This window comes from Cyclobacteriaceae bacterium (assembly GCA_013141055.1).
Lineage (GTDB): Bacteria > Bacteroidota > Bacteroidia > Cytophagales > Cyclobacteriaceae > ELB16-189.
Window position 1 is genome coordinate 814,678 of the sequence record JABFRS010000002.1, and the last position, 14,595, is coordinate 829,272.

Here is a 14,595-nt window from a genome sequence, read left to right on the forward strand (position 1 = left end):
GGCAGGAGAATTGTATGAGTTACTGAAATAAAATTACACGAAAGGTATTCTTATGAAATCCAATAAAAGAACCATCACAACACTCCTGTCCATACTATTCCTTACACTGGCACTCGTTGTCAATGGAAGGGCATCGGGCAATTTTACTGAAGATCAATTGGTAGTCAATTTTCTAAGTACCGGATCAGGAATTGATCACAAAGCCAAGGCTAAGTTTCAGGCTTATGTTAAGAAGTTTCAAAAAGAAAACATTCACAAACCAAACTTAACCATTGAACCCTGGGGCAAAGAAGGTGAAACGAAGTATATTTTTGATCTAAGTCCACTTAGCGTTAAAGAAAAGGACTCTTTCAAGAAAACAATAACGGAGATGTTTAAAGGGAATAAGAGAATTTCTGTTGAGAGTTGAGATTCAAGATTAGAATTCTAGTATAGAAATTAACGAGGAAGGTTTCACTTCTATCCTCTTTTTAATTCCATGATCGTAAGTTCTGGTGGCATACCTACCCTTCCGGGATAGCCAAGAAAACCAAAACCACGATTGACATAAATATACTGATCCCCTTCGCGGTATAAATCCGCCCATTGACGATAAACATATTGCACAGGACTCCATTTGATATTACCGATTTCAACTCCAAATTGAAATCCATGCGTATGACCAGCAAAGGTTACATCAATATCAGGATGATTAGGTCTTACCTGTGCATCCCAATGAGTTGGGTCATGAGACAATAACAACTTAACTGCCGCCTCGTCTGTGTTCTGGCATGCAAGATCAAGTTTTCCATACTTTGAAAATCTTCCAGCACCCCAGTTCTCGTTTCCTATAATTGCAATCTTTTCACCACCTTGCTCAAGAAAACGATGTTCATTCATAAGAATATCATAACCCATGAGCTTGTGAGCCTGCACCAGATCTTGAAAATTTTTTTTCTTCTCCGCTTCTGACGTCCAGTTTTTGTAATCACCATAATCATGATTACCTGTCACTGAAAAAACACCAAGAGGAGCTTTCAGTTTATCAAAGATCGGAACGTAGTCCTTTACTTCAGAACTTTCATTATTCACCAGATCGCCCGTAAAAAATATAACATCAGGCTTTTCTTTCATCATCATTTCCACTCCACCCTTGACCGCAGTCTTATTCCAAAAACTTCCTGAATGAATATCTGAAAGTTGACCAATGCGAATACCGTCAAATGCCTTCGGAAGATTTTTCAATTTAACAGTCACTTTTTTCACTCTGTAATCATGAGCGCCGGAAAGAATTCCATAGGCAAAAGCCGTAAAGGGAACGACGGTAGTTGCTAATGCAACTTTTGATAAAAATTCAGAACGAGGGATAGCAGTACCGGGAAGCCTTTCCTTTTTTTCAGAAAACAAACCAACAATCCATCTTACACCCCTTTGAAGATCATCCGTAAAGAGCACAATGATTCCAAGTATTTTAGAAAAATAAGTTGCAACAATTCCAGTAATAATAAAGCTGCGGGTAGTTGCTGTAAAGTAATAAGGGTTTCCAATAGCCCACCAGAAAAGAGCTACGATGCAAAGGAAAGTCGGAACCCAAAATCCAATTCTAATAATACTTTTTAAAGCTGGAGACCAATTTTTACTAGCTGCCAAAACGCCCTGAAAGAAATAATAATCAATCAGCAGAAAGAAGAAGATGAAAATAGCAATTGTCATAATCCGGTACCTCATAAATGAAAAAGTCGTCCCTTCTTTACAAAGGACGACTTTTCAGGCATTTTATTTTAATGTGCTACTACAACGGTCTCAGAAACTACTTCAGGAGCCTTGCTTTTCTTGAAAACCTTAGACTTCAGCTTGGCAATCAGCAGATACATAACGGGTACCAGAAAGAGTGTCAGGATAGTTCCAAAGATCAATCCAAAGATCATTGTCCATGAAAGAGGTCCCCAGAATGCAACGTTATCGCCACCAAAGAAGATATGAGGATTGAATTCTGTAAACAATGTTACGAAGTCAATATTCAAACCCACGGCGAGCGGAATTAGTCCAAGTGTTGCAGCCATTGCTGTCAGCAAAACCGGAGTCATACGCGTCTTCGCCGCTTCGGCAATCGCTTCACGCAATTCCATTCCTTGAGAAATCAGCAAGTCTATAAATTCAACCATCAAAATTCCATTCCTTACCACGATCCCCGCAAGGGCCATCACACCAACACCTGACATGACAATCGAAATTTCCATTTTGAATAAAGAGAATCCAATCAGCACGCCGATAATACTGAATCCAATCTCCGCAAGGATAATGATGGGTTTGCTCGTTGAGTTGAATTGAGTGACAAGAATCATAAGGATCAAACCAAGGGCTGTCAACGCCGCTACTCCAAGAAATGCGCCTGTTTCAGCCTGCTCTTCCTGTTCACCTGTCATTTTAATAGTCACTCCATCCGGAACACTCAAATCAGATATTTTACTTTGGATATCCGCTACAACTTCATTCGCATTTGCACCAGTCAAAACGTTGGATGATAAAGTAATCACACGTTTCTGATCGATGCGTCGAATTCCCGCATAGCTGTTTGAATATTCAATTTTAGCTACTGAAGACATTGGAACCTGGCGAACTTGTCCACCGGAACTCATATCTCGATATGTCAATGGAAGATTCATTAACGTATTAATATCGTTTCTCAGATCTTCCTTGATTCGAAGTGTTATTTCATAATCATCATTATCATCACGGAACTTTGAAACTTCCTTTCCATTGATCGCAGTATTCAATGCCATTCCTATTTGAGCAGTTGAAATACCTTCCCGGTTTGCCTTCTCACGATCAATTGAAATAATAATCTCAGGCTTATCACTTTGAAAATCAGATTTCAATTCTTCCACACCTGGAACCTGAAGTGAATCCAGATAACGTTTCGTGCGATTTGCTGTTGCAACCAGAATATCAAAGTCCTCTGCAGCAATCTCAATATTGATTGGCTTTCCTGTCGGAGGGCCATTAGCTTCTTGGTTTACGGAAATTTCAGCTCCACGGATACCCTTTACATTTTTACGAATTGAATCCAATATCACTTTCGTTGATTGTCCATCTCTCTTGGAAAAATCAACAAAAGCTACCGTCACTTTTCCCAAGTGAGGTTGTGCATTGGTACCACCAAACGGATCTTCAGAAGCTCCGACAGCGACATTGGAAATAATCGATTTAACCATTGGGTTATTTTCACCAACAACATTTGTCACACGCTTCTCCACAATGTTTGTGATCGAATCCGTAACACGCTGATCTGTACCAATCGGAATGGTGACGTACGTGAAAATGAAGTTAGGGTCACCGTTAGGAAAAAATACAACCGGTGGATTACGGATAATTGTAAATCCTATTGAAGCGAAAAACAATCCAATCACAGCTAACATAACCCATATTGGTCTGTAACCTTGTAATAGCTTAGCAATTGTTTTCTTATATCTAACCTGCACTCTAGGCCACGCGTCAGTCTGGAAATGAGATATGACACGACTTAACAAGAAATGATGCAGGGAATAAATTCCAAACATGAAGACTGCAAAATTACCCATACCAAACCAACCTATGATGTAAGATACAAGCGCAAGAGATGCAAAAACAACTGCAGTGATCTTATACCCACGTGTGAATTTGCTCTTCGTTTCATGATCATGATCATGAACATCCATGAAGTCAGCGGCAAAAACCGGATTCATGATATACGCTACAAGCAATGAAGCCAGCAACGTTACGATGAGAGTTATCGGAAGATAAAACATGAACTTTCCGATTACACCTGGCCAGAATGCCAGGGGTATAAACGGCGCAAGAACAACAAGTGTACCTGATAATACAGGAAGGAATACTTCACCAGCAGCAATTTTAGCGGCTTTCCGGATTGGAACCTTTCCGTTGTCAAAAACGCGGTGTGTATTTTCAATAACCACAATTGCATCATCCACAACGATTCCCAACGCCAGCAAGAATGAGAATAGCGTCATCATATTCAGCGTAAACCCTAGTGTCGGGAAAACGAGGAAGGAAATAAAAGCAGATAGAGGAACTGATAACGCAACAAATATTGCATTGGTAGCCCCCATAAAAAACATAAGGATCAGTGTTACCAATACAAATCCAATGATGATTGTATTAATAAGATCATGAAGGGTCATACGTGTCTGATCAGATTGATCAGCTGTAATGGTAATCTCCACTCCTGCCGGTAATGTTTGTCTGAAATCAGCAACAATCTGATTGATCTGGTCAGACGCAATGATCAGATTCTCGCCACTACGTTTAATAACGTTAAGCGTGATTACATTTTTCTTGTCAAGACGAGCGAAACTCTCTTGTTCCTTATGGGAATCAATCACATCGGCGATATCCTTCATGTAGATCTTACCACCTTTGGTAGATCCCACAACAGTATTACCTAATTGTTCAGCAGAAATAAATTCACCATTGACCGTTAGAGATCTTTTCATTCCATCGACAGACAACTGCCCTCCTGGTATGATCACGTTTTCACCTCTTACCGAATTTTCAATATCATCAAGACTAACTCCAGCCAGTCCTAACTTGAACATGTCAACATTGATTTGTATTTCGCGGGTCAATGCACCAACGATATCTACACGTCTGATTTCACGGACAGCTTCAATCGCATCCTGCATCTGCTCAGCATACTTTTTCAACGTCGCGAGATCATAGTCTCCCGAAAGGTTGACATTCATGATTGGTTGTTCAGAAATATCAATTTCTATAACCTGAGGATCATCCTTCAGATCACTAGGAAGATTTTGCTTTGCGCGATCAACAGCATCTTTTACTTCTACTTTCGCTTCCGCAACATCAATATCTGTTTCAAACTCGATAATGACGTTGGAAAAACTCTGGACAGAGCTACTCTTGATCTTCTTTACACCTGAAATTGACTTGACTTCTTTCTCAATTTCTTTGGTGATAAGATTTTCAATATCTGTTGGTGAAGCACCAGGGTAAACTGTTGCAACGAAAATCTGTGGGAACACAACTTCCGGAAAGTTTTCTTTTGGAAGACCAACATAGGTCATGATACCTGCGAGACACACGAATATCGTGGCTACGTAAATACTCACCTTGTTATCAATGGCCCAACTGGTGGGCTTAAATTCTTTTTCTATGTCTTGCATATAATTAGAGGTTAGAAGTTGGATTAAGATTGGGGTCCGACCTTAGTCACATCTTCGTTTAGAATTTTATCAATTCACCATCATTCAATCCCTGATATCCGACAGTAATAACTTTGTCACCGGATTTCAAGCCACTCACCTGTGCTACGTTACCGTACACGCCTGCAACCTCCACAACCTTTCTTCTTGCTACCTGCTTGTTGCCGTCTACTTCAGCGATGTAGACAATCTTCTGATGATTCACATCCTGTACAACATTCACAGGTACAGTAATTGCGTCTGGAACGGTTTTGAAAATAACTTTCAATACACCACTCATATTAGGACGGAGATCAGGCAGAGTTGGAAGTGCTACTTCCAATGGGAATGTTCTTGAAAGCTGATTGATAGTCTTTCCAACGAATGTAACAGGTGCCTCAAACTCTTTATTGATATCAGGGAAGCTGAGTTTTACCTTATCGCCTTTCTTAACAGAGATCACATAAGCTTCAGAAACGTTCGCCTTCATTTTCAGCTTATCAAAACTTACCACACGGAATGCAGGCATACCGGGAGCTACGTTCTGGCCGATCTTAACATCCACCTCATCAACAGAACCATCAATAGGTGATTTGATTCTGAACATATCAATTTGTTCGTTCAGAGTAGCGAGTCTCTTTTCAAGATTTTCCTTGTTGTTCTTTGCCTGGAGATACTGAACTTCAGTTCCGATCTTTTGATCCCAAAGATTCTTCTGGCGATTGTAGACAGTTGTCGCAAGGTCAATTGAAGATTTCAGCTCATCAACATTGCGAGTCAGAAGTGAATTATCAATTTGTGCCAAAGTCTGGCCTTTCTTGACAACATCTCCTTCGCGTGAATAAACCTGAGATATGATGCCGGCACTTTTTGCGCTAAGCATGATATTATCAATGGCTTCAATAGAACCCTGAGTTTGAATGAAGTATTCAAATTTGCCAGGTTTTACTTCAGTAACACCTACCTCCTTTGTTCTTGCCTTGGTAGCTTGAGGGTTTTCCTTCGCCACCTCGTCCTCAAGTTTACGAATGTCTGCAGCCAGCTTTGTTTGCTGAGCTTTCAATTCAGCAAGTTGGGTTGCTTTATCTTTTGATGCACCGCTGCATGAAGCGATCAAGGCCGCAACAGCAACTGCAAGAATAGCATTTAAGTATAATTTAGTTTTCATGATTAGTTTTTATCGGGTTGTGGGTTATTACTTTTCTGATTCTAGAATTTTTCCATAAGCACGCTCCAGATCAACAGATGCAATCAATGCATCGTAAAGAGCGGCATAATAATTTGTCTGAGCTTCCTTATAAGAGGCGTCAGCATTAATAACTTCGATGTTTGAACCAACACCTTGCTGATACTTTATTACTGCGACTTTATAAACCTCTTCACCAAGGTCCATATTGGATTTCTGAGACTTGAGTGTTTCGAGATTATTCTTGAACGTCAGATTTGATTGTACCTGCTCCATGTCAATTTGATTTTTTGTCAAGAGTTTTGCATTGTCCAATTGTCTATACTGTATTCTCTTTTGCTGGATCTGGTTACTCTTACTAAGTCCATCAAAAAGAGTAATGTTTGCTCTGATGCCAATAACAGCAAGATCTTTCCAACGAGAGCTGATCTTTATGAAATCATTAAAATCCGAGGAACCATAACTGACACCATAACTACCGTAAAAATTCAACGATGGTAGATATTGAGACTGGGTATTTTTTATATCCAATTGCGTTAAGGCCAGGTTAGTTTCAATCTTACTGTACTCAATTCGGTTGCTGTAGCTAAAATCCTTATTCATATCTTCATCCAGGGCAAGTAATCTTATAGTCTCCAGGTTGTCTGCCAATTCTATTGGCTCACTCATCCCAAGGCCCATTTGAAATTTTAGAAGATTAGTACTCACTTCAACACCTATCCTACCGGCATTCCTGGCAGTAATGACGTTGTTCAATTGAACCTGTACGCGGTTGACATCAATTTTTTCCGCAAAGCCATTGCTAAACATTGCTTCCGTCTGTCTTACCAGAGAGTCAAGTCGTCCGTAATTTTTCTCAACCAGAGAAAGGCGTTCCTTGTTCACCAAGACAGAATAGTAAGCTTTCTTAATAGCAGCAACGAGGTCTGTTTCTGTACTGATCAGATCTTTACGCGACAATTCAGTATATGTACGACTTGCTTTAAGTCCTACGAAATATGATCCGTTAAAGATCATCTGATCAACGTTTAGAGAGGCTCTTCCCTGATATTGAGTTCCAAATTTCACCCCAACAAACTCTCCCGACGGGCCACCAAAGACTTCGGCAGGCAAGAATGAAGTTGGGATAATTAAGTTACTGCTCATATCAGCCGAACCAGTAATCTGCGGCAATCCAGTAGCAACTGTTTGATTCACTCTTGATCTCGCAGCGTCTATTGCAATCTTTGCACTTTTTAAATTGGGGTTGTTCTCCTTGGCAAAGTCAATAGCTTGCTGCAACGTAAACGAAACAGGAGATTTTTCCTGGCCGTATGCAGAGACTAAAAACAGAATTGCAATGAAGGATAGATATAGTCGTTTCATAATATAGGTTGAGATATTAACTCGGGGTTATTGGGTTGTAGTTTCGATTTTTCATAGGCCTTGCGACCTTTATCTGTTAGAATTCCATAAACGAAATGTTCAAAAAGCTGAATGTTTACATCGGCGATGTTAAAGCTCTCAGCAGGAAAGATCTGGCCTTCAAAAGTTTTCTGAATCGTCTCCAGTCTCACGATCGCCAGTATCTCGGTGTTGATCTCCGGCCTGAAGAATCCTTCCTCAATGCCTTGCTTAAGATTCCTGATGACCGATTGCTTCACATAATTCTGCTTGTGATTCAACCAGGATTCCCACGCCTTTGCATGATACTTCTGCATATCAAACAATAATGAGGGATTCATCTTTTGAAAATCTGTCTTAATGCATTCAGATATCTTCATTAGCTCATCAATGGCGTTCTTGGCAGTGGTGTGAAAATTTTCAAACCTGATTTTGTCATTCTCCATGTGAAATGAAGCCACCGTTGTCACTATCTCATCCTTATCTGCGAAATAAGTGATAGAGCGTTTTCTTAGACATGGAGAGATGGCGGGCCACATCATCCATCGAAACACTCCGGATCCCGTAACGCATGAAAAGCTCCGTTGCGCCCTGTAAAATCCTGTCTTTTATGTCTTTGTCTTCCATATTAATTGCAAAACTATGGAAACTATTGTGATAACCAAAGTTTCCGTAGTTTCCTTTAACGGCCATTTTTAGAATTGGTTGGCCATTTCCCGAAAAAACCCGAGAAACTTTTGACCAATTTTTTTCAACCGTTTGAAATGCTCTCATAAAGGATTTAAGGGGAAAATTCGACCGTTTAGGCAAAAAAAATCCCTTCATTTTCATCCTTAATGGAATATGAAGGGATATAATTCTAGAATCTCAGCCTACTGGCTTATCGTGTCAGATGACTCCTTTGGTTTACTTTCGGGATAGCACCATTTCTCTTTCATCTTTTGCTTGAGCTTTTCTCTTTCTTCTGGTGACATACCTTTCCACTTCTGAGTCCAGTAATAGCCCCATCCCGGCTTATGCTGACCACGGTGGCCACTTTTGTGAAAGCCTGAGAACAATATCTTGCTTAGAAGTAGCAGACCTAATGCCTGCCAAAAGGTGATGACAGGCCCGGCAAATAACACCGGCACTAACCAATTCCACAATCCTTGTGTCACCAGACCTATCACCACCATTACCAGTATTCCAAGCACTAAAAATTTCAACACCCACAGTACACGATTCATAACTTATTATTTTAATGTTTTCAATTTCTTTATTCGTCGACTACGTCGTTGTAAAACTTCTGTAATCGTTTCCGCAAGGCCAATATTGCATAACGCTTTCGCGAAAGCAGTGTATTGATTGACACTCCCGTTTCTTCCGATATTTCGCGAAAGCTTCTTTCTTCCATTTCATTTTGAATAAATATCTCCCGCTGATCAGTCGGCAATTCATCCAATGCCAAAGTAATCTCATCCCAGATTGCCTCACGCAGTAATGCCTGCTCAGGAGTATTATCCAAATCAGGTAAGATCTCCTGAAGTGTCAATGGCTCGTCCTTATTTCCTATCATTCCCTCGAAATCTGTCTTTTTAGGACGCGCAGCATCACGACGATAGCGATCTATGATTTTATTGCGCGCAACACTATATAGCCACGATGTAACCCGATCCAGCGACTCAATCGATTCAAATCCTGCAACGAATTGATAGAAAACATCTTGCATGATATCCTCCGCTTCCTCGCTGGACGAAACCTTCCCACGGATAAAGCTTAAAAGCTTTCCTCGCTCCTTCCGGAAAGTCTCCTGTTTAATCTCCTGCATCAGGGTTAAGTCGATCGCTACTACTCGCTCCATACAAGAACAAAGACGCGACAGCCATTTTAATATTTTAGTAAAAATGGGAAAATTTAAGGAGGCACTACAATCATGGATTGGAGACCCGCAAGGGCTATTGCTACGATTGAGCTGCGGTTTCGATCAAAAAATTATATCCCATTGCCCTGCGCGTTTAGAATCGGTCAACCAAAACATGCAAAAACTCGTCAGCAAAAGAGCCAAACATCCAACTGACTTTTCATGGAAATAGATTTAAAGGAGGGTGATTAAAGTAAATAACCTTCCCCATAATTCCACAAATCCTGTAATTTTGGACTCACTTTCACCACATGATTTCATTCTTCCGGTCTCTTTCCAGCCAACTTTATGCGGTTGGGCACGCACAATCTTTTTCCACTGACGACATACAAAAACTGATATGGCTTTTCGGAGGCGCAAAACCTCTGAATGAAAAGTCTTTGACCGGATACTTTGTCGGACCTCGGAAAGAAATGATAACACCCTGGAGCACGAATGCTGTGGAGATCACTCAAAATATGGGGCTGATCAGCATTGAGCGAATTGAGGAATTTTCTTCCGTTGAAAACGACAAAGCACCTCATGATCCAATGCTTCAGGTTCTTTACACAACTCTGGATCAAAGTACTTTCACAATTCATCATACTCCAGAACCTATTTATGAAATTGACGATATCGCTTCCTACAGTGACAATGAGGGCCTGGCACTCAGTGCTGATGAGATCGATTATCTGAAAGATGTTAGCGTAAAGCTCGGCAGAAAACTTACTGACAGTGAAGTTTTTGGATTCTCTCAAGTCAACTCTGAGCATTGCAGACACAAGATCTTTAACGGCACATTCATTATTGATGGAAAAGAAAAAGAGTTTACACTTTTTCAACTTATTAAAAAGACTTCCAAACAAAATCCTAACTACATCGTCTCCGCTTATAAAGACAATGTGGCTTTTATCGAAGGGCCGACCATCGAGCAGTTTGCCCCCGCACGTCAGGATACTGCTGATTATTTTACTATCGAAGACTTCGATTCTGTTATTTCATTAAAAGCAGAAACTCATAATTTCCCAACAACGGTTGAGCCTTTCAATGGAGCTGCTACCGGTTCTGGTGGCGAGATCCGTGATCGACTTGCAGGTGGTAAGGGTTCACTTCCACTTGCCGGAACAGCTGTGTACATGACCTCCTATCCGAGACTTGAGAATGGAAGATCTTGGGAGAAAAATTTTAAGGAGAGAAAATGGTTGTATCAAACTCCGGCAGAGATTCTGATCAAGGCTTCTGATGGTGCGAGTGATTTTGGAAATAAATTCGGTCAGCCCATGATCGGAGGAAGTGTACTTACATTCGAGCATTTTGAAGGCGATGCTAATTTTGGATTCGATAAGGTGATCATGCTCGCTGGAGGAGTTGGCTTTGGCAAAAAGAAAGACAGCCAGAAGGAACATTTAAAAGCTGGCGATAAGATTATAATTCTTGGAGGTGATAATTATCGCATCGGAATGGGCGGCGCTGCTGTTTCATCCGTGACTACCGGTCAGTTTGGAAACGCGGTAGAGCTAAATGCCATTCAACGTTCCAATCCAGAAATGCAAAAGCGTGTGATGAATGCCATCCGGGCAATGGTTGAGTCAAAGGAAAATGCCATCGTCTCAATTCATGATCATGGTGCAGGGGGTCATTTGAATTGTCTGAGTGAACTTCTGGAAGAAACAGGGGGAAATATTGAAGTTAATCAGCTTCCAGTAGGCGACCCAACGCTTTCCGCAAAGGAAATCATTAGCAACGAATCTCAGGAAAGAATGGGAGTTGCGATTGGTGCCAAAGGAGTCGAGAACTTTAATCGTATCGCAGAAAGAGAAAGAGCACCGTTTTATGTTGTGGGTGAAGCTACTGGCGATCATAAACTCACCTTCGCTACCAAAAATAAAAGCATCAGGCCTTTCGATCTGATGGTTGATAATCTTTTTGGATCTTCTCCCAAAACCATTTTAAAAGATGTAACAAAAGAGAATTCTTATAAAGCACTAATATACGATCCGTTACATATTCAATATTACCTGGAGCAAGTTCTCCAACTTGAATCCGTTGCCTGTAAAGATTGGCTTACGAATAAGGTTGATCGCTCCGTGAGCGGAAAAGTTGCCACACAACAGTCGTGTGGACCCATACAGCTTCCTTTGAATAATGTTTCAGTGATGGCTCTTGACTTTACAAGCCATAAAGGAATTGCAACTGGTATTGGTCATGCTCCTGCTGCTGCCATGATAGATCCTGCTAAAGGAAGCAAGCTTGCGATCGCCGAATCATTACTTAATATTATATGGGCTCCTCTTTCACACGGACTAAAAGGAGTTTCATTAAGTGCAAACTGGATGTGGCCGACCAAGAGTTCCGGAGAGAATGCAAGACTTTATAAAGCCGTTGAGGCGGTTAGTGATTTTGCTTGCGCGTTAGGGATTAATATTCCCACAGGCAAAGATTCCCTTTCCATGACGCAGAAATACAAAGATGGTGAAGTTGTTCACTCACCAGGAACAGTTATCATTTCTGCCATTGCTGAAGTAGAGGACATAAGAAGGACAGTTTCACCTGATCTTAAAATCGTAGCCAATTCAAAACTTATCGGAATTGATTTTTCAAAAGCAGATTTCAATCTTGGCGGAAGCAGTTTTGCCCAGATTATTAATCAGTTGGGTACAGAGGTTCCTAATGTGACCGATGATGCCTACTTCGCCAGGGCATTCAATACAATTCAGGAGCTCATCAAAAAAGATCTCATACTTGCCGGACATGATGTTTCAGCGGGAGGATTGATCACCACCCTACTGGAAATGTGTTTCCCCTTACCACTCGTTGGATTGAAACTCAATCTCTCTGAAATGGGAATGGAGCCTGTTGCAGTTCTCTTCAGTGAAAATCCATCCATCGTTATCCAGTTTTCAGATGAAAGAGTAATTGATATTTTAAAGAAGAATAAAATCGATTTTAAGGTGCTTGGAGACGTTATTGATTCATCTACCATTGATATTTCATTCGGAAGTCAGTCATTCTCTTTTAACATTCCACAGCTTCGTGAAAAATGGTTTAAGACCTCTTACCTTCTGGATAAACTTCAGAGAACAAAAGGTCATGCAGACATCAGGAAGAAGAATATCTTTCAACAGAAGCTTGAATACAAATTCCAGTCAGCATTTGATGGTAAATTCTCGACACTTAAGATAGATCCAAAGAGAAGAAAATCATCTGGATTAAGGGCAGCCATTATTCGCGAGAAAGGTGTGAACGGGGATCGTGAGATGGCATATACACTTTACCTCGCAGGTTTTGATGTGAAAGATGTTCATATGACTGACCTTATTACGGGTCGCGAAGATCTTTCAACCATCAATATGATTGTGTTTGTTGGTGGATTTAGCAATTCAGATGTATTAGGTTCTGCAAAGGGCTGGGCAGGTGCTTTTATTTATAATGAAAAGGCCAAAGCAGCACTTGATAATTTCTATATGCGCTCTGACACACTTAGTCTTGGTGTTTGCAACGGCTGTCAGTTGATGATGGAGTTAGGATTAGTAAATAGAGAAATGCCAATGAATGAACATCCTAAGATGCATCATAATGGCTCTGGCCGGTTTGAGTCTACTTTTATTAATATTGAAATTCCCAAGAATAATTCTGTAATGCTTCACAGTTATGAAGGAGCGCGATTAGGGGTTTGGCTTGCTCACGGTGAGGGAATGTTTAGGCTAGGGAGCAATACATCATTCACCATTGCAGCAAATTATACTTATCCTGAATATCCTGGCAATCCAAATGATTCGGATTTTGCAACAGCAGCGCTGTGTTCAAAAGACGGAAGACATTTGGCGATCATGCCACACATTGAGAGAACCATTTTCCCATGGAACTGGCCATACTATACTCGATCGAAACAGGAAGATGAGATAGGACCATGGATGGAAGCATTCGTAAATGCAAGAGAGTGGGTAAAGAAAACGAAGAAATAAGAAGTATAAAAAAACGCCTCAATGATCAGAGGCGTTTTTACTTAGGGGTGTTTACTAATTCTTTCTAGAATAATCCAAATTTCAATGAAAGGCTTGCAGTGGGTGCTGACATTTGTCCATTAGTCAATCCAGCGATCTCAGCTCCTGTTACATAACGATAACCGCCACCTGCTGCTATGCGAAACCAATTGGTCATGTTCATTTCAATGTTCAGCGTAGGTTGAAAAATGTAGAATCCAGAGTCATCTATGATACGCCATTGCGTTGCCTGCGTGTTTGAAACCGGAGAATAGTGACCGTTTGACACACCACCTCCGCCAATTAATGCACTGGTAGTCAGATGTATCTTCTTAGTGCTGGCGAAAGTATATTCAACCATAAGACCGCCATATCCCATTTGAATCTCATTCGATCCATCATGCTCGCCAACTTTATTGAAGCCGTCGGGGCGATTCATCAGACCACCACCGCCTAATCCGATCATCAGTCTATGATTGATCATCCAACCGCCATAAAGGCCCATGAAGATGGCGCCTCTCCCATTGAATTCAGAGTACTGTGTCGTAATTGCTCCATAACCAGTGCTCTCAATCTCCTTGCTAAAAAAGGTTTCATCCTTTGTCTTTTTCTTATCCTGAGCAAATGATTGCATGCTCATCATAACGAGTGCCAGTAAAAATATTTTTTTCATAAAGTATTTGTTTGGGGTGTTCAGAGGTGGCTTAACGGAGCAATTTGAAAAGCGTTACACTAAACCCCTGATTCACACACTGAATGGAATCAAAAGACTATTAAACTGTGTCGATATCAGGTTGAAACCTAACGGTTAGTAGACAGAAAGAATCAAATCAGAATGCTTGAATAAAGCATTCATTGTTGAGAGTGGTGAACATTGATGGGAGATTGTCGGAATTCGCAAAACCTTTTCAGTGCAGCGGCGTTGAAGCGATCCATCCTGAAGAGTTGTGATAAATGTTGGCAATAATTTTTTTAAAAAATATTTAT

10 protein-coding genes and 1 pseudogene are annotated in these 14,595 nt (G+C 40.8%); 2 read left to right on the forward strand and 9 right to left on the reverse strand.

Annotated elements, in window-relative coordinates:
- Nucleotides 1-52 precede the first annotated feature (52 nt).
- A complete protein-coding gene (locus HOP08_18150) occupies nt 53-409 on the forward strand; it encodes a hypothetical protein (protein NOT76851.1) in 357 nt (118 codons plus the stop codon).
- Between the two features lie 50 nt (nt 410-459).
- On the opposite strand, the gene HOP08_18155 is transcribed toward HOP08_18150, so the two are convergent.
- The 8 genes and pseudogenes from HOP08_18155 to HOP08_18190 all read right to left on the reverse strand — a co-directional run bounded on the left by HOP08_18155 (nt 460) and on the right by HOP08_18190 (nt 9,553).
- The gene (locus tag HOP08_18155) at nt 460-1,692 is read right to left on the reverse strand and encodes a metallophosphoesterase (GenBank protein ID NOT76852.1); all 1,233 of its coding nucleotides are present in this window, start codon (nt 1,690-1,692) and stop codon (nt 460-462) included.
- A gap of 68 nt (nt 1,693-1,760) precedes the next feature.
- Entirely contained in the window at nt 1,761-5,159 is a 3,399-nt protein-coding gene (locus HOP08_18160) for an efflux RND transporter permease subunit (protein NOT76853.1), read from the reverse strand.
- Between the two features lie 58 nt (nt 5,160-5,217).
- A complete protein-coding gene (locus HOP08_18165; GenBank protein NOT76854.1) occupies nt 5,218-6,345 on the reverse strand; it encodes an efflux RND transporter periplasmic adaptor subunit in 1,128 nt (375 codons plus the stop codon).
- Nucleotides 6,346-6,372: 27 nt separating this feature from the next.
- Nucleotides 6,373-7,728 carry a TolC family protein gene (locus HOP08_18170; GenBank protein NOT76855.1) on the reverse strand — a complete coding sequence of 452 codons (1,356 nt, stop codon included), beginning with the start codon at nt 7,726-7,728 and terminating at the stop codon, nt 6,373-6,375.
- On the reverse strand, nt 7,725-8,192 hold the full coding sequence (locus HOP08_18175) for a hypothetical protein (GenBank protein ID NOT76856.1): 468 nt from the start codon (nt 8,190-8,192) through the stop codon (nt 7,725-7,727). Before HOP08_18175 ends, HOP08_18170 begins: the two co-directional genes overlap by 4 nt.
- 34 nt (nt 8,193-8,226) lie before the next feature.
- Nucleotides 8,227-8,520: a helix-turn-helix transcriptional regulator gene (locus tag HOP08_18180; protein ID NOT76857.1), complete on the reverse strand. Its 294-nt coding sequence runs from the start codon at nt 8,518-8,520 to the stop codon at nt 8,227-8,229.
- A gap of 170 nt (nt 8,521-8,690) precedes the next feature.
- A pseudogene (locus HOP08_18185) lies at nt 8,691-8,972 on the reverse strand (hypothetical protein).
- A gap of 29 nt (nt 8,973-9,001) precedes the next feature.
- Nucleotides 9,002-9,553 (reverse strand): RNA polymerase sigma factor, encoded by a 552-nt coding sequence (locus HOP08_18190; GenBank protein ID NOT76858.1) that lies wholly within the window; start codon nt 9,551-9,553, stop codon nt 9,002-9,004.
- 344 nt (nt 9,554-9,897) lie between these two features.
- Between HOP08_18190 and purL the strand changes: the two genes are divergently transcribed.
- Nucleotides 9,898-13,590, forward strand: coding sequence for a phosphoribosylformylglycinamidine synthase (gene purL / locus HOP08_18195; protein NOT76859.1), 3,693 nt, complete (start codon nt 9,898-9,900; stop codon nt 13,588-13,590).
- Between the two features lie 64 nt (nt 13,591-13,654).
- On the opposite strand, the gene HOP08_18200 is transcribed toward purL, so the two are convergent.
- A complete protein-coding gene (locus HOP08_18200; GenBank protein NOT76860.1) occupies nt 13,655-14,281 on the reverse strand; it encodes a hypothetical protein in 627 nt (208 codons plus the stop codon).
- Between the last annotated feature and the right edge of the window lie 314 nt (nt 14,282-14,595).